General features: G+C 45.3%; 16 protein-coding genes. 11 read left to right on the top strand and 5 right to left on the bottom strand.

Annotated features, from left to right (window positions below):
- The first annotated feature begins 79 nt into the window (after positions 1 to 79).
- The 11 genes from clpB (at position 80) to egtD (ending at position 12,024) form a co-directional block, all read left to right on the top strand.
- Positions 80 to 2,674, top strand: coding sequence for an ATP-dependent chaperone ClpB (clpB, locus tag B7X71_RS01140; protein ID WP_293596966.1), 2,595 nt, complete (start codon positions 80 to 82; stop codon positions 2,672 to 2,674).
- Between the two features lie 48 nt (positions 2,675 to 2,722).
- Positions 2,723 to 3,961, top strand: coding sequence for an MFS transporter (locus B7X71_RS01135; RefSeq protein ID WP_293596965.1), 1,239 nt, complete (start codon positions 2,723 to 2,725; stop codon positions 3,959 to 3,961).
- A 270-nt stretch (positions 3,962 to 4,231) separates the two neighbouring features.
- The gene (gene aceA / locus B7X71_RS01130; RefSeq protein WP_215307964.1) at positions 4,232 to 5,530 is read left to right on the top strand and encodes an isocitrate lyase; all 1,299 of its coding nucleotides are present in this window, start codon (positions 4,232 to 4,234) and stop codon (positions 5,528 to 5,530) included.
- 106 nt (positions 5,531 to 5,636) lie between these two features.
- A complete protein-coding gene (locus tag B7X71_RS01125) occupies positions 5,637 to 6,077 on the top strand; it encodes an HIT family protein (RefSeq protein WP_293600125.1) in 441 nt (146 codons plus the stop codon).
- 59 nt (positions 6,078 to 6,136) lie between these two features.
- Positions 6,137 to 6,490, top strand: coding sequence for a hypothetical protein (locus B7X71_RS01120; RefSeq protein WP_293600124.1), 354 nt, complete (start codon positions 6,137 to 6,139; stop codon positions 6,488 to 6,490).
- An 86-nt stretch (positions 6,491 to 6,576) separates the two neighbouring features.
- A complete protein-coding gene (gene pal, locus B7X71_RS01115) occupies positions 6,577 to 7,071 on the top strand; it encodes a peptidoglycan-associated lipoprotein Pal (RefSeq protein ID WP_293600123.1) in 495 nt (164 codons plus the stop codon).
- A gap of 76 nt (positions 7,072 to 7,147) precedes the next feature.
- Positions 7,148 to 7,654: a hypothetical protein gene (locus B7X71_RS01110; protein ID WP_293600122.1), complete on the top strand. Its 507-nt coding sequence runs from the start codon at positions 7,148 to 7,150 to the stop codon at positions 7,652 to 7,654.
- Between the two features lie 326 nt (positions 7,655 to 7,980).
- The gene (locus B7X71_RS01105; RefSeq protein ID WP_293600121.1) at positions 7,981 to 8,796 is read left to right on the top strand and encodes a serine hydrolase; all 816 of its coding nucleotides are present in this window, start codon (positions 7,981 to 7,983) and stop codon (positions 8,794 to 8,796) included.
- Positions 8,797 to 8,900: 104 nt separating this feature from the next.
- Complete coding sequence (locus B7X71_RS01100) at positions 8,901 to 9,998, top strand: SUMF1/EgtB/PvdO family nonheme iron enzyme (protein ID WP_293600120.1); 1,098 nt, start codon at positions 8,901 to 8,903, stop codon at positions 9,996 to 9,998.
- A 62-nt stretch (positions 9,999 to 10,060) separates the two neighbouring features.
- Positions 10,061 to 11,101 carry a selenide, water dikinase SelD gene (gene selD / locus B7X71_RS01095; protein WP_293600119.1) on the top strand — a complete coding sequence of 347 codons (1,041 nt, stop codon included), beginning with the start codon at positions 10,061 to 10,063 and terminating at the stop codon, positions 11,099 to 11,101.
- 5 nt (positions 11,102 to 11,106) lie between these two features.
- Entirely contained in the window at positions 11,107 to 12,024 is a 918-nt protein-coding gene (gene egtD, locus B7X71_RS01090) for an L-histidine N(alpha)-methyltransferase (protein WP_293600129.1), read from the top strand.
- Between the two features lie 19 nt (positions 12,025 to 12,043).
- Here egtD and senB read toward each other — a convergent pair whose 3' ends face one another.
- The 5 genes from senB to phaZ are packed head-to-tail and all read right to left on the bottom strand — an operon-like array spanning position 12,044 to position 16,144.
- On the bottom strand, positions 12,044 to 13,000 hold the full coding sequence (gene senB / locus B7X71_RS01085) for a selenoneine biosynthesis selenosugar synthase SenB (RefSeq protein ID WP_293600118.1): 957 nt from the start codon (positions 12,998 to 13,000) through the stop codon (positions 12,044 to 12,046).
- A 24-nt stretch (positions 13,001 to 13,024) separates the two neighbouring features.
- The gene (locus B7X71_RS01080) at positions 13,025 to 13,450 is read right to left on the bottom strand and encodes a DUF1841 family protein (RefSeq protein ID WP_293600128.1); all 426 of its coding nucleotides are present in this window, start codon (positions 13,448 to 13,450) and stop codon (positions 13,025 to 13,027) included.
- Positions 13,443 to 14,099 carry an endonuclease III gene (nth, locus tag B7X71_RS01075; RefSeq protein ID WP_293600117.1) on the bottom strand — a complete coding sequence of 219 codons (657 nt, stop codon included), beginning with the start codon at positions 14,097 to 14,099 and terminating at the stop codon, positions 13,443 to 13,445. Before nth ends, B7X71_RS01080 begins: the two co-directional genes overlap by 8 nt.
- The gene (rsxB, locus tag B7X71_RS01070; RefSeq protein WP_293600116.1) at positions 14,099 to 14,791 is read right to left on the bottom strand and encodes an electron transport complex subunit RsxB; all 693 of its coding nucleotides are present in this window, start codon (positions 14,789 to 14,791) and stop codon (positions 14,099 to 14,101) included. The genes nth and rsxB overlap by 1 nt, the downstream gene beginning before the upstream one ends.
- 54 nt (positions 14,792 to 14,845) lie before the next feature.
- A complete protein-coding gene (gene phaZ / locus B7X71_RS01065) occupies positions 14,846 to 16,144 on the bottom strand; it encodes a polyhydroxyalkanoate depolymerase (RefSeq protein ID WP_293600127.1) in 1,299 nt (432 codons plus the stop codon).
- Positions 16,145 to 16,156: the final 12 nt, after the last annotated feature.

The following is a 16,156-nucleotide window of genomic DNA, read 5'->3' as shown; positions in this document are numbered from 1 at the left end:
GACTTGAAATTAATAAGAATGCCCCTATATTCTATAGGTATAAATGTATAAAAATAGATAGAGTTGATAGGACTTACAAATGAGAATAGATAAATTAACTACGAAGTTTCAAGAAGCCCTCAGCGAGGCGCAAAGCCTTGCTTTGGCAAAAGACAATCAGTATATAGAGCCAGCCCACTTGCTCTTGGCTATGTTGCGTGATTCCGATGGTGGTGCCAAGAGTTTGCTAACTCGCGCTGGCGTGAATGTTCCAGGTCTTGAGAAGGCAACCGAAAAGCTCATTAGCAACCTCCCAGAAGTGCAGGGCACTAGTGGTGAGGTTCAGGTAGGCCGTGATTTAAGCAACTGGCTCAACTTATGTGAAAAAGAAGCCAATAAGCGCAATGATCAATTCATTGCTGGTGAGCTCTTCTTGCTGGTCGTGGCTGATGACAAAGGTGAGCTAGGTAAGATTGCTCGTGAGAATGGTTTAAATCGTAAATCGTTAGAGGCGGCTATTGATTTAGTCCGCGGAGGAGAATCAGTGAATAGTGCAGATGCTGAAGGTCAACGTGAAGCCTTAAAGAAATACACTGTCGATTTAACTGAGCGTGCCCGCATGGGTAAGCTGGATCCTGTCATTGGTCGCGATGATGAAATTCGTCGCACCATTCAGATTTTGCAACGTCGCGGTAAAAATAACCCGGTGTTAATTGGTGAGCCTGGCGTGGGTAAAACTGCCATCGTGGAGGGCCTTGCCCAACGAATCATCAATGGTGAAGTGCCGGAAACTCTCAAAAACAAGCGTGTCCTTGTTTTGGATATGGCTTTGCTATTAGCTGGTGCTAAGTACCGCGGTGAATTCGAAGAACGTCTAAAGGCTGTTTTGAGTGATGTGGCTAAAGACGAAGGTCAGACCATCATTTTTATTGACGAGATTCATACGATGGTTGGTGCAGGCAAAGGAGAGGGTGCAATGGATGCCGGCAATATGCTCAAGCCTGCCTTAGCGCGCGGTGAATTGCATTGCATTGGTGCGACGACTTTAGATGAGTACCGTAAGTACATCGAAAAGGATCCAGCGCTTGAGCGTCGCTTCCAAAAAGTCATGGTAGAGGAGCCTAGCGTTGAAGCTACTGTTGCCATCTTGCGCGGCCTCAAAGAACGCTATGAATTGCATCATGGTATTGAAATTACAGACCCGGCAATTGTCGCGGCAGCAGAGTTATCTCATCGCTACATTACAGATCGTTTCTTGCCAGATAAGGCTATCGACCTCATTGATGAGGCTGGCTCACGTATTCGGATGGAGATCGACTCTAAGCCTGAGGTGATGGATAGATTAGAACGTCGCTTGATTCAGTTGAAGATTGAGCGCGAAGCCGTTAAGAAGGAAAAGGACGATGCTTCGAAAAAACGCCTAGGCCTCATTGAAGATGAAATTAAGCGTCTTGGCGCTGAGTATGCTGATTTAGAGGAGGTCTGGAAAGCAGAAAAGGGTGCTGTATTAGGTGCAGCTCACCTGAAGGAAGAGATTGAAAAAGTAAGGATAGATATTGCAAAGCTACAGCGTGACGGTAAGTTAGAACAAGTCGCTGAATTGCAATATGGCAAGTTGCCTGAGCTTGAGGCTAAGCTCAAATCCGCTGCTGCTGCTGAAGCAAAAGGTGATAAAGATGGCGTCGCTAAGAACAAGCTCTTGCGCACACAAGTAGGTGCAGAAGAGATTGCCGAAGTAGTATCTCGTGCGACTGGCATTCCGGTGTCGAAGATGATGCAAGGTGAGCGCGACAAGTTGTTGAAGATGGAAGAGCTGTTACATAAGCGCGTGGTAGGTCAGGAAGAGGCTATTCGTGCGGTATCGGATGCTATTCGTCGTTCCCGTGCTGGTCTTGCTGAAGAGAATCGTCCTTATGGCTCATTCTTATTCTTGGGCCCTACCGGTGTTGGTAAGACCGAGCTATGCAAAGCCTTGGCCGGCTTCTTATTCGACAGCGAAGATCACCTCATCCGTATTGACATGAGTGAGTTTATGGAGAAGCACAGCGTGGCACGTTTAATCGGTGCGCCTCCAGGCTATGTAGGTTACGAAGAGGGCGGTTATTTGACCGAGCAAGTTCGTCGCCATCCATACAGCGTGATCTTGTTTGATGAGATTGAGAAAGCACATCCAGACGTCTTTAACGTACTCTTGCAAGTATTAGACGATGGCCGCTTGACCGATGGTCAAGGCCGTACTGTGGATTTCAAAAACACAGTGATTGTGATGACTAGTAATATTGGTTCGCATCTCATCCAGTCCATGACTGATAAGAAACAGTCCGAGATCAAAGATGCGGTATTTGAAGAGCTGAAGAATCATTTTCGCCCTGAGTTCTTAAATCGTATTGATGAGATCGTGGTGTTCCATGGTTTAGATAAAGGCAATATCGCTAATATTGCAAAGATCTTGCTCAAGAACTTGTCAGATCGTTTGGCCAAAGTGGATATGCAGTTGGAAGTCAGCGATGCTGCTCTGAGCAAGATCGCAGAAGTTGGTTTTGATCCGGTATTTGGGGCTAGACCACTAAAGCGTGCTATTCAGCAATATATCGAGAACCCGGTTTCCAAGATGATCTTGGAAGGCAAGTTTGGCCCTTCGGACACGGTTCCTGTAGGCGTCGATCAGAATGGTGACTTTAGTTTTAGCAAGTAAGGCAAAGTAACATCAGCAGGAATTTTCCTGTCCAAGTAAACTCGGTACATGACTGACGCCCTAAAAATGAGGCGCGCCAGTGATGTCCGGGTTGTTGGTCTCATTAGCCTGGCTCACGGCAGTTCCCATTTCTTTCACTTAATCCTGCCGCCCATGTTCCCATGGTTGAAAGCGGAGTTCGGCTTTAACTATGCTGAGCTAGGTCTGCTCATGACCATTTTCTTTGTAGTCTCCTGCATTGTTCAAGCAGCTTCTGGTTTTTTAGTGGATCGCATTGGGGCTCGCCCCGTATTGTTTGCTGGTGTGGTTTTACTGGCATTGGCAGCGCTCACTTACTCGCAAAGTAATGGTTATGCCATGTTGGTTTTGGGTGCAGTGATTGCGGGTTGTGGGAATGGTGTCTTTCATCCAGTTGACTACACCTTAATCAATCATAAAATTTCACCACCAAATTTGCCTTACGCTTATTCCATTCATGGAGTAACGGGCTATATTGGTTGGGCCGCAGCTCCAGCCTTTATGGTGGCGGTAGCAAGTATTGCTGATTGGCGGATTGCTTTTCTCTCTGCGGCAGTGCTTGAGGCCCTGATCCTGCTTACTCTTTGGGTTGGTAGGGCACGCTTAATTGATGATGTTCATGCTAGGCGCGAGGAATCACAGACTAGTCATGCTCAAAGCAATCCTGGTGGTGCGCCCATGAGCACCTTTGGATTTTTGAAGTTACCAGTTGTATGGCTTTGCTGGATTTTCTTTTTCTTTAGCATGGCGGCAACTACAGGCCTACAGTCATTTGCCCCAACTGCGCTTTTTAAGATCTACGACATAGCAGTAAGCTCGGGAAATTACTATCTCACTCTGATGTCTATGGGTGGCGCAGGCGGCATGTTGTTAGGTGGTTATTTAGCAACTAAATTAAAAGTGCCTGAACGCATCATTACGATTTGCTTTACTGTGAATATTGTCATGGGGCTTTTATTAGCAACGGGCTTGATTCCAATCGAGCTGATTGTGATTGCATTTATTGTGATCGGTCTTGGTTTAGGTATTGCTGCACCATCTCGCGATCTCATGATTCGATCGGCGACGCCCTCTGGTTCATCGGGCAGGGTATACGGCATCGTGTATTCAGGGATTGATCTCGGAGCGGCGATGAGTCCATTAATCTTCGGAATTTTCTTGGATATCGGTTTGCCTAAGCTTTTATTTGTAGGTGTGGCGCTTCTACAGCTCATGATAATTTTGACTGGATTTAAGGTCGCCTCTATCGGCAAGCCTAGTACTGCTTAAAAGGTCTCCAGCCTTTTCATGATGTGAAAAGACGTTCCCGTACGCAAAATGCAGTGCAACAATCTCACTTGGGCGCTCTCTCGCCCCTTGAATTATAATTTCATATTACGAAAAATAATATGTAACATACTGAATTAATTGAGTTAATTATTTTCATTTAATACTGAAATAGTGCTTGCATGCTTTTTCCAAATCCTTAAACTCTTATATAAGACATAAGACTTGAATGTCCAAATATTTGAAGTACTTGTTTAACTTAGGGAGAAAAACATGGCAGATCGCAAAGCAGAAATCGCAGCACTACAAAAAGACTGGGATACCAATCCACGCTGGAAAGGTATTACTCGTGGTTACACGGCTGAGGACGTTGTACGTCTCCGTGGTTCATTGAAGATTGAGCACACATTGGCTAAGCATGGCGCAGAGCGTCTCTGGGAATTGGTGAATAACGAAGCTTACGTTAACTGTTTAGGTGCTTTGACTGGTGGTCAAGCAATGCAGCAGGTTAAAGCTGGCGTTCAAGCAATCTACTTATCAGGTTGGCAAGTTGCAGCTGACGGCAATTCTTACGCAGCGATGTATCCAGACCAATCTTTGTATCCAGTTGACTCAGTTCCAAAGATGGTTGAGCGCATTAACAATTCTTTTCAACGTGCTGATGAAATCCAAACTGCTAAAGGTATCAACAAAGGCGACGCTGGTTACATTGAGTACTTCGCTCCAATCGTTGCTGATGCTGAAGCAGGTTTCGGTGGTGTATTGAATGCATTTGAATTAAGCAAAGCATTGATCAAACAAGGTGCTGCTGGCGTTCACTTCGAGGACCAATTGTCATCAGTTAAGAAGTGCGGTCACCTGGGTGGCAAAGTATTGTTGCCTACGGCTGAGTCAGTACAGAAATTGATTTCTGCACGTTTGGCTGCGGACGTAATGGGTGTTTCAACTATTATTCTGGCCCGTACTGATGCTGAGGCTGCTGACTTGCTGACTTCTGATTACGATGCAAATGACAAGCCATTCTTGACTGGCGAGCGCACTCCAGAAGGCTTCTACAAAACACGTAAGGGCTTGGATCAAGCAATCTCTCGTGGCTTGGCATACGCTGCATACGCTGACATGGTTTGGTGTGAGACTGGTACTCCTGACCTCGATTTTGCTCGTAAGTTTGCTGAGGCAATTCGTGCGAAGTTCCCAGGCAAGATGTTGGCTTATAACTGCTCACCATCTTTCAATTGGAAGAAGAACTTGGACGATGCAACTATTGCGAAGTTCCAGCGTGAATTAGGCGCCATGGGCTACAAGTATCAGTTCATCACCTTAGCTGGTATTCACTCTATGTGGTACAACATGTTCGACTTGGCTCAAGACTACATGCAGCGCGGTATGACTGCTTATATCGAGAAAGTACAAGAGCCGGAATTCGCTGCTCGTGATCGTGGCTATACATTTGTATCGCATCAGCAAGAAGTTGGTACTGGCTACTTCGATGATGTAACTACTGTGATTCAAGGTGGTAAGTCTTCAGTAACTGCGTTGACTGGTTCTACAGAAGAAGAGCAGTTCCACTAAGAAATCCCTAAGTAGTCTGTAGCAAGCAGTACACACCTATACTGCCGCGGCACCTAAATAACCCCACAAGGGTGACTTAGGTGCCGTTTTCGTTTACATTCATTCCATGACTAATTGCGTACTCTGTAAAGAAGAGCTCAAGCCTGAAGAGGGTCAATTGATTTGGCGAGGAGATGACTGCCGCGTCATCCTTGTGAACGATCCAGACCTGCCAGGTTTTTGCCGTGTAATCTGGAATCACCATGTCGTCGAAATGACCGATCTTACCCATAGTGAGCGTGAGCATCTGATGTCATTGGTTTTTGCTGTGGAAGAAGCTGTAAGGTACGTGATGCATCCAGATAAGATCAATGTCGCCGCACTAGGCAATATGGTGCCCCATATCCATTGGCATGTGATTCCGAGATATAAAGACGATGCCTTCTTTCCGGGGTCCGTATGGTCCGTAAGGGCGCAGCAAGCACCTACGGAGAATGTCACAGCAAGGAAGGCTCTAGTCCAAGATTTGCCAGTTGCAATTAGGTCTGCAATAGCAGCGTTATCCTAGAGGGCTGAATCAGACCGACCCTAGGGGCGATTTGAGAGATTTAGGTATAGAATCTGGCTATGCGATCCCGTAATAGATCTCTTGTAATTCTTCTTTGCCTCTTCTTGATCTCCTTCAAGGTGGCGGCAGGCAATGTTTTTATTGATACTGCTATTGAGCGAGCGCAAATCTATCAAACCTTATTCCTCGGATCGGCATCCGAGCAGAGCCACGCCAGTAAAGAATCTACTGATAGTCAGCAACAATCCCATTCATTATTTTTGATGAGCCATGTGACCGCCAATGTAAGCGATACCAGCATCGTCATCCATTTTCGTTCTGCAGAAGCTATTGCCTTCTATTGCACCAGCAATACTCTTATCACCCAGAATTTCCCCGACTCCGCCTTTAAACCCCCAAAAGTAATCGTCTAGTTTCTTAGGCTTGGTGCTGGTCTTAAATGATTGGCTCCTTTGTTATTTCGGCTAAATATTGTTAGCCACTATGGGGAATTACCATCATGTATGGACTTAAAAATCTGCCGCTTTTGGCATGCGCTACGTTATTCATTTCTGCATGTAGTAGTGGGGTCAAATTGGACGATGCCAATCATGTGACATCTATTAGTGCAGTCGGGTCAACGTCTTATGACCCTATTAGCGATCCCAAAACCGGCGTTTACGGTCAGCGTTCAATTTTCTTTGAATTTGATAGTTACGTGATTGATCCAAAGTACGCCCCTATGGTTGCAGCCCATGCGACCTATCTCAAGACCATTCGCAACCAAAAAGCCCAGATCATTATTCAGGGAAATACTGATGATCGGGGTACGGCGGAGTACAACTTAGCACTCGGTCAAAAGAGATCCGAGTCTGTTAAAAGAGCGCTACTTTCTCAAGGGGTGAATGAGTCTCAAGTTGAGGCAGTCAGCTTTGGTAAGGAAAAGCCTTTAAATCCAGCGCAAACGGAAGCTGCTTTTAAAGAGAACCGTCGCGCTGACATTGTTTACCGCTAACACCATCAACCCTCTGCTTGACGTTATGTGGAGGGATTTTTAGTTGGACGGAACTTATTTAACCACTGAGGTTCATATGAAAAATATCTATCGCGGCATTGCAATGCTTTTTATTTTGTTATCTGGCTGTACTACGGCACCATCACCAATCAATAAGTCTGGTAATGATGTTTCGATTGCAAAAGTAAACGAAGTGCAGAAAAAGATCGCTACTTGTATTGCAGAGGTAAACCAGTCAGACGATGCGAAGTATGTTGATGAGCATATTTTGGTTCTTACGGAAAATAGCAAAAATGCAAAGGCGTTGTTTGGTTCAAGTGACAAAATTGCATCAGATCAAGCAGCGGTTCTAAAGAGATTTAAAGAGTCGACTCTCAAGTGCCGAGCTATTGCAAGCGAATTGCCATCTCCAGAATTAGTTGCGGTCTATACCAATTTCTATATCAATATTGATTCAGTTTACAAAGACTTAATTGATAAGAGAATCACTATTGGGGTTGCGAATCAGGAGAGGTCAATGCGTATTCATTACGCAAAGGAAAGATGGGCGAAAATTTTAAAATCTCAAAGAGAAAGCTCATAGAATGATGGAGGCAGAATACCGATTTGTTTGTGGGTCCTGTAAATATGAGTGTATTTGTGGGATTGGTATTGAAAAAGGCCTCCTTTTTTCAAAGGCGGCTATGGTATGCACGACCTGCAAAGAGTTAGACACATTTGTCTTGCCAAACCCAGGTGTAATGCTAGACCCGCCTTCGGGAACTACTGCTTGCAAAAGATGCCATTCTTCAAGACAGCTCATACTCTGGGATGGTTTGACGTGCCCTCAATGCAAAATGAAAATGAAGGCGACTGGCACAAATACAAAAGCTGAGCGGCCATTTAAATATTAATTAGCCACATAAAAATATGTATAAATTATTCATTAGTTGCGGATTAGTTCTAGCGTTTATTCATACCCCAACCTTTGCAAAAAATCATCAGGCTGAAGATTTTCGATCAAATATTGCTTATGTGGTTGATGTGGACAGCGGGGAAGTATTGGTTGACCGTAATTCTTCGGCCATTTCGCCAATTGCCTCAATATCTAAGTTAATGGCTTCAATTGTTGTGCTGGAATCTAATCAAAGCATAACAGAGCCGTTGAGGATTGAGCGAGAGGATATTGCCTGGCAATCCAATGCCAAATGGAAATTAAAGGTGGGTACTGAAATGAGTCGAAAACGAACTCTCCGGGTTGGTTTAATGTCCTCGGAAAATAGAGCAATCAATGCTCTTGCAAGATCCTATGGCGGAGGAAGGGGCGCCTTTGTTGAGGCCATGAATCAAAAAGCAAAGGAGATCGGAATGACTCATACGCATTTCACGGAGCCTACTGGCCTCTCTGCGCAAAATGTTTCTACGGCACAGGACTTGGTTCTCTTATTGCGTGAAGCGATGCGCCATCCATTGATTCAGGAATTTTCTACAACAGAAAAATTTGATGTTATTGATGGTATTCATGCGCCTCAGCCATTTGTGAATACCAATCCAATTGTTCGCAATGAAATTATGAATGTGCTGGTACAAAAGACTGGCTATATAGCAGCAGCCGGGCGATGCTTGGTTATGCAGGCGAAGATTAAGGGGAGAAATATTGCAATGGTTTTTTTGCAATCGAAAGGCAAAAATACCCGATTCAAGGATGCTCTTTTTGCAAGGGCTATATTGGAAAAAATTCAATAAGCTAGTCTGCTACGCGCATTGTCGGATCGCACCTTATTGTATAAGGGTGACTTAGATGCTGTTTTCGTTTACATTATGGGCATTCACCGGAGTCCTGTGAGCTATTGCAGCGTCTAAAAGATAGCGCCAACATTACACGTACGGTTATTGCTGGCCTGGAGCTGGGTTTAGAAAAAGTCTCTCTCTCGAGTACCGTGAACCCTCCTCATTGGGAATTTGGGCACGTTACTTGGTTTCATGAATTCTGGGCCCATAGAGGAGGGTTAATTTCAAATCCCTCCTTACTGCCTGACTCTGATCAACTCTTTAATTCCTCGGAGATCATTCACGGTGACCGTTGGTCAGCAGGACTTCCTTCTCTTGATGTATTGCTGGAATACTTTGACCAAGTGATGGAAAAAACTTGTGATATTTTAGGTTCTAGATCTCTGAGTTCTGAACAGAATTATTTTATTCAGTTAGCCATTTGTCATCAGGATATGCATAACGAGGCATTTGCATACATGTGGCAAGGCCTCGGTTATTCTTGGTCAATCTCGGTTGACCTTGCTAGCGTCGCCAAATCCAATGAATTTTCGGAGCCCGTATACATTGATTTTCCAGCGGGCCCAGTTTCTATTGGCTCAAAAAGTAATAGCGGCTTTATTTTTGATAATGAAAAATGGGAGCAAGAGCTCCATATCCCTGGATTTTCTATTTCAAGCCAAGCAGTCACCAATCAACAATATTTAGAATTTATTGAAGCCCACCTTCGGGGGGAGCAGGATCGTGTAGCGATGCTTCCAAGTCACTGGAGAAAAGTGGGGCATATTTGGCAGGAGAGGTGCTTTGATCGTTGGCGCGATATGGAGATGCATCATCCTGTGCGACATATCTCTGCTAAAGCTGCAGATGCTTACTGTAGTTGGCGTGGATTACGTTTGCCTACCGAGCCAGAGTTGACTGCAGCCATGAGCCTCTCGCCAATAGGGTGGCAACCTTCCGGCTTGTGGGAGTGGACGAGCAGTGCCTTCATGCCATTTGCGGGCTTTAGCCCTGACCCCTATGAGGATTACTCAAAACCATGGTTTGATGGCAAACACCGAGTGCTAAAGGGTTGGAGTATTTTTACGCCACAATATTTTCGTCGTCCACAATTTAGAAACTTCTATCTTCCGTCTCGAAGTGACCCTTTTTGCGGGTTTAGAACATGTTTGCCTTAAATTGAGTAAGCTTGCTAGATTATCTTTAATGTATCGCCCACTTTTAAAAAGAGTATTTAACTATGTCTTATGACGGTCGTCTCACTTCTTTATCCCACGGCGGCGGCTGTGGATGCAAAATTGCACCAGGAGTTCTCAGTGATATTTTGAAATCCTCGCCGATTCGTAATATTCCTCCTGAGCTATTAGCTGGCTCTGACAATAATGAGGATGCTGCCGTTTATCAAATCAATGAGCACCAGGCTATCGTGGCGACAACAGATTTCTTCATGCCGATTGTTGATGATCCATTTGAATTTGGACGTATTGCAGCAACCAATGCCATCTCAGATATTTATGCAATGGGTGCACAACCTTTGTTTGCGCTTGCTCTTTTGGGTATGCCGATTAATGTATTGCCTTTGGACGTCATTCAGAAAATTACAGCTGGAGGTGAGTCAGTATGTGCCGAGGCTGGAATTATGATTGCTGGCGGCCACTCCATTGATACAGTTGAGCCTATCTATGGTTTGGTGGCAATCGGCGTAGTCGATCCAAAGAAGCTCAAGCGAAATAATGGCGCTCGACTTGGCGACAGTATTATTTTGAGTAAGCCTTTAGGCGTTGGCATTTTGTCGGCAGCTCTTAAAAAACAACAGCTCTCGGATTCAGCTTATCAGGAGATGATCTCCTTAACTACCAAGCTCAATAAGCCAGGTGTTGCGCTATCGCAGCTATCAGGGGTTCATGCCTTAACGGATGTCACTGGATTTGGCTTGGCTGGACACCTGCTGGAAATGGCTAGAGGTGCTAAGTTGTCTGCAAAAGTAGATTGGGATTCCATTCCTGTGATCGAGGAAGCGGTTAACTTGGTAAAGCAAGATATCTTTACTGGAGCCTCCCCTAGAAATTGGTCGGGCTATGGCCATGAAATGAGTCTAGGGGCTCATATGAATGAATGGCAGAAGAATCTTTTATCTGATCCACAAACCAGTGGTGGTTTGCTTGTTTCTTGTTCTCCGGAGTCAACCGACCATGTATTGGAAATCTTAAGGGCAGATGGATTTAGTCGGGCTAAGAAGATTGGCGAGTTTGTTCAGGGCGCCGGAGTATCGGTAGCTTGAGTCCAATGGAGGGAGCAAGAGTTCAAGAGATTTTGAGTGGGCTGTTGGCTCAAAATCCATCCATTTCCCCGAAGTATTTTTATGATGGTCTCGGTTCACGTCTCTTTGAAATTATCACTCTATTAGATGAGTATTATCCGACCCGCACAGAGGGGGCAATCATGTCCCAATATTCTGCGGAAATTGCCAAGGCAATTGGGAAATGCGACGTCTTATTGGATTTAGGTGCAGGTAACTGTCAAAAAGGTAGCGCGCTATTTGATTCTCTCATGCCAGTTGAGTATAGGGCGCTCGATATTTCTAAGGAATTTCTTGAGGAAGCAATTGCAGGCCTGCAATCAAAATTCCCCCATATTTTGATGACTGCACAAGAATTTGACTTGCAAAACCCATTGTCATTTCCAGAGCTAGCCACGCGAAAGAAAACATTTTTTTATCCAGGCTCATCTATTGGTAATTTTGATCCTAAGGCAGCGAGTAATTTATTTCACAATCTTGCCAAAGTCTGCGATGGTGCTGGTGGCCTATTGATCGGTGTCGATTTAATCAAGCCACTGGATATCTTGAATAAAGCATATAACGACTCTTTGGGCATTACAGCGGCATTCAATAAGAATGTCTTGCTCAATATCAATCGGATTCTTTCAAGCAATTTTCAATTGGATTGTTGGGAGCATTACGCAATTTTCAATGAAGAGCTAGGGTGCATTCAAATGTATCTTCGAGCCACCAAAGATCAGAGAGTCACTTGGCAAGGTGGTGAGCGTTTATTTAAGGCCAGCGAACTGATTCATACCGAAAATAGTTATAAGTACACACAACAACATTTTGAATCCCTGCTGATTTCTGCGGGCTTTAAGAGTACCCAGTCGTGGACGGATCCCCGCAATCAATTTTTAGTCACTTACGCAAGCTTTGCCTAAGGGCTAAGAGGGCAGTAAATTAGCCTAGTAGGCTTTCCACTAAAACTTGAATAGATTTTTTCTCTAATTCCGGCTGAACCAATTTTTTTCTAGCAAGCAGTGCTTTATTGAGCTTTTGATGGAACTTAGGGTTGCTCTCAGCCTTATATAGCAGCTCACTCAATGCCTTGATGTCACCCACCGGGAAGTATCCTGGATAGTCATCCCCAAGTAGCCCTCGATTTCCCGGAATATCTGATGCAATGACCGGCACTCCAATTGCTATAGCCTCTGATACAACATGGGCGCCACCTTCCATGCGACTTGTAATTACCATGACATTGGAGCGGGCGAGCCACTGAAGAGTCTTACCATGCGACAACTCCCCAAGCCACTGATAGCGTGATTGATGCTCCATCATTACATTTGCATGTTTCCCCATCAAGGGACTCATTGCCTTACCAAGATGAATGAGCTTTAGCTTGCTTTGAGTAGGAACCAAATCAAGGCTACGGGGCGCGCAAAAGGGATCCTTTTCAGGACGAAGATGTCCAATGAGAGTACTCAGCCAATATCCCTTAGGTGGTGGTTTTCTGGCAACCGTTGAAATGGATTGATAGATCACAGTTACTTTTTTATGAAATCTTTTGGGTAACGACTCCAAGGCTTTGCTTTGTAGGATAACGATAGCATCGGCCATTTGCATGGAATCAATCACCTTCGGCGTTTTACCTAAGTCTCGGTAAATATCTGTGCCGGTCATTGCCAGTATTACTGGATGGGTAGGGTATGACTTTTTATATCTTTTAATCGCTTGGTGACTTCTCTTGGCATGTAGTGCAATCAGCAAGTCACACGGGCTTCCTGACCAGGATTCTGTAATGCTGCTTTGGTAGCCTAAGCCTTTTAAAATGCGCTGCCACCGCATTGCAGTAATGCGATTGCCATGCAGACTCCCTGGCGGCGCTGGTGTGACTATCTCTATCCTAGGCTTCAATTGAGAACCCAATTCTTTTTATGCTTAAACAGCCATCTTGAGGGCTTCTAAATACTTATCCGGGCTGAGTGGCTGACCCTCTCGTTGCGCTTCCCACATCACTTGCCCCAAGCATTCCATCATAGCGTGCTGAGCTTCATGCTCGGAGCCCAGCTTCTTAGCAAGCTTTTCGGAAATCGCTTTAATGCCTGGCGGTTGATCGATGGAGATTTGTTCGCTAATCGACAAATGCATCGAGAGGTGTAAAAAGGGATTGGTTTCCCCGCGCTCTGGTGTGTAGTCTTGTGCAACTGCACCTTCGGCATCTGCCAATAGGGCATGAAATTCTGGGTGCTCCACCATCCAGTCGATTGCAATCATTTCCATTGGAGTCAGAATTTGAACTTCGGTTTTCTTCTTCCAGGTTTCACAAAAAAAACGCCGTACTTCTTCACGGGTTGGATTAAATATCGCCACGCACTTTTCCTTTACCAGTTTTTTGTTTAAAGCCACAGAGTGGTTCAACAATACATTGCTCGCAATCTGGGTTGCGCGCTTTGCAGGTATACCTGCCATGCAGAATAAGCCAATGGTGAGCATCCATTAAGAATTTTTTTGGCACTCGCTTAAGTAATTGTTCCTCGACCTTTACAACATCCTTGCCTGGCGCTAAGCCGGTACGGTTTGAGACTCTAAAGATGTGGGTATCGACTGCCATGGTTGGCTGACCAAAGGCGGTATTGAGAATGACATTAGCAGTCTTTCTGCCAACGCCTGGGAGAGCTTCCAGCTCTTCACGGTTTTGGGGTACTTCACCGCCATGCTTTTCTATGAGGAGTCGGCAGGTCTCTTGAATGTGTCTGCCTTTAGAGTTAAACAAGCCAATATGCTGAATGAAGGGCTTAACGCCTTCTTCACCCAAATCCAGAAGGGCTTGTGGTGTGTTAGCAATCTGAAATAGCTTGCGAGTACCTTTGTTTACTGATACATCCGTTGCTTGTGCAGATAGCAATACAGCAATCAGCAGTTCAAATGGCGAGCTGTATTCCAGCTCAGTTTCTGGATGGGGATTATTTTCCCTGAGCAATTCAAAAAATGCTTGGCGCTTTTCGAGATTCATTATTTCTTTTCCTGGGCTCTCGCAATGGCGGCGGCGATGATGGCACGCTTTCTTTCTTGTTCTTTTAGAGCTTCTTCTGAGTCTGGATTCTCTGCATTGACTGCTACTAATTTGGCTGCAGCTTTCTTGGCCAATCGCTCATCATTGTCGCGTTGTTCGCGATCTAATCGTAGGTCACGCGTTTCGTATCTTGAGCGTGCAATCTCTGCTAATTCAGGTGACCACGCATCCCAGCCAGTTTTCTCGCTAGTGACATCAATCATGGTGATGCAATCTACAGGGCAGGGCGGTATACAAAGATCGCAACCAGTGCACCAATCATTCAAGACCACGTGCATTTGCTTTGAAGCACCAACAATCGCATCTACAGGGCATGCCTGAATACACAGGGTGCAACCAATACAAGTCTTCGGATCAATAAAGGCGACTGCTCTGGGGCGTTCGATGCCGCACTCAGGATCGATCGTAGGGTGTAGTTCAAAAGCGTCCTGAGGAAAGACGGGAGTCAGGATGGCACTCAGTCTTTGAATGCCCTCTATACCTCCGGGAGGGCAACGATTAGGCAAAGCCTCATCCATCGCCATGGCTTCTGCATAGCCCCTGCAGTCTGGGTAGCTGCACTTTGTGCATTGTGTTTGAGGAAGTGCATCCTCGAGACGATTGGCAAGTTCTTTCGTCTGCTGGATATTCATTGCAATTTGAGTGCTCTAAAACTAGAAGCGCGACCCGAAAGTCGCGCCGCTGATTTATGCTGCTTTCTTAGTTCCCAGCTTTGGGGGTCTAGCTTTTGTTTTTTTCTGCACACCTTGGTGCTCACGAATAAACGATTTAATTTTTGGATATACCTTCTCACGCCAACGACGGCCAGAGAAGATGCCGTAGTGACCTGCACCCGCAACTTCGTAATGGTCTTTATTGGCCTTCGGAATGCCTGTACACAAGGCATGGGCTGAGCGGGTTTGGCCGCTACCAGAGATATCGTCTAATTCACCTTCAACAGTGAGAAGGGCGGTTTTACTAATATCCTGCGGCTTCACTAGATCACCGGATACTGCCCAAGTGCCATTTGGTAATGAGTAGTCCTGGAATACCGTCTTAATGGTGTCTAAGTAAAATTTCGCATCCATATCGAGAACCGCGTTGTATTCATCATAGAAGCGAATGTGGGATTCAGCATCTTGTTCATCGCCGCGCACTAAGTTTTGGAAGTAATCCCAATGAGACTGCAAGTGGTTCTGAGGGTTCATGGCAATAAAGCCAGTGTGTTGTAAGAAGCCTGGATACACTTTGCGGCCAGCACCTGGGTAACTAGGTGGCACTTTGTAAATCACATGACTTTCAAACCAGTCATAAGATTTTTGATCGGCCAAGTTATTAACAGCAGTCGGTGATTTACGTGCATCAATTGGGCCACCCATCATGATCATGGAGGCCGGCGTCTTTTCCCCAGCCGAGGCCATCAAAGAGATTGCGCCTAATGTTGGAACTGTTGGTTGACATACGGAGATCACATGCAAGTTCTCAGCGCCGATTGCGCGGATGAAATCTTGTACATAATGAACATAGTCGTCTAGACCAAAATCACCAGCATCTGCAGGAACAATGCGAGCATCAATCCAATCAGTGATGTATACCTTGTGGTCTTGCAGGAGTGTGCGCACGGTGTCACGCAGCAATGTGGAGTGATGTCCAGATAGTGGGGCAACAACCAATACTGCTGGATCGTCTTTGAGCTTCTTGATGACATCAAGATCATCGGAGAAACGCTTGAAGCGAATCAGATTGCAAAATGGTTTGGCTACAACAGTTCTCTCATGAATCGCCACTTCGCGACCATGAGCCTGTACAGAGCGAATACCAAATTCTGGTTTCTTGTAGTTTTTTCCTAGGCGGTAAAGCAGTTCATAACTAGCAGCTAAGCGATCTGACCCTGGAACCTTGGATGCAGGATTGGAAGCATTAATAAATGCTTCAGATGCTGCTCGAGCCCATGAGCTTACTGGTTGAAGTAAAGCTTTTTGAAATTCATGTAACTGATATAGCATGTTGCCTCCTGA

The organism is Polynucleobacter sp. 39-46-10 (assembly GCF_002282275.1).
Note: the sequence above shows the minus strand (reverse complement) of the source record. Positions and strands in the feature narration are given on the sequence as shown.

Coding starts and splice junctions, on each gene's coding strand:
- nth (WP_293600117.1), bottom strand. CDS start 14,099: ATGAATCTCGAAAAGCGCCAAGCATTTTTTGAATTGCTCAGGGAAAAT.
- B7X71_RS01135 (WP_293596965.1), top strand. CDS start 2,723: ATGACTGACGCCCTAAAAATGAGGCGCGCCAGTGATGTCCGGGTTGTT.
- rsxB (WP_293600116.1), bottom strand. CDS start 14,791: ATGAATATCCAGCAGACGAAAGAACTTGCCAATCGTCTCGAGGATGCA.
- B7X71_RS01120 (WP_293600124.1), top strand. CDS start 6,137: ATGCGATCCCGTAATAGATCTCTTGTAATTCTTCTTTGCCTCTTCTTG.
- B7X71_RS01105 (WP_293600121.1), top strand. CDS start 7,981: ATGTATAAATTATTCATTAGTTGCGGATTAGTTCTAGCGTTTATTCAT.
- phaZ (WP_293600127.1), bottom strand. CDS start 16,144: ATGCTATATCAGTTACATGAATTTCAAAAAGCTTTACTTCAACCAGTA.
- pal (WP_293600123.1), top strand. CDS start 6,577: ATGTATGGACTTAAAAATCTGCCGCTTTTGGCATGCGCTACGTTATTC.
- aceA (WP_215307964.1), top strand. CDS start 4,232: ATGGCAGATCGCAAAGCAGAAATCGCAGCACTACAAAAAGACTGGGAT.
- egtD (WP_293600129.1), top strand. CDS start 11,107: ATGGAGGGAGCAAGAGTTCAAGAGATTTTGAGTGGGCTGTTGGCTCAA.
- B7X71_RS01110 (WP_293600122.1), top strand. CDS start 7,148: ATGAAAAATATCTATCGCGGCATTGCAATGCTTTTTATTTTGTTATCT.
- B7X71_RS01125 (WP_293600125.1), top strand. CDS start 5,637: ATGACTAATTGCGTACTCTGTAAAGAAGAGCTCAAGCCTGAAGAGGGT.
- clpB (WP_293596966.1), top strand. CDS start 80: ATGAGAATAGATAAATTAACTACGAAGTTTCAAGAAGCCCTCAGCGAG.
- selD (WP_293600119.1), top strand. CDS start 10,061: ATGTCTTATGACGGTCGTCTCACTTCTTTATCCCACGGCGGCGGCTGT.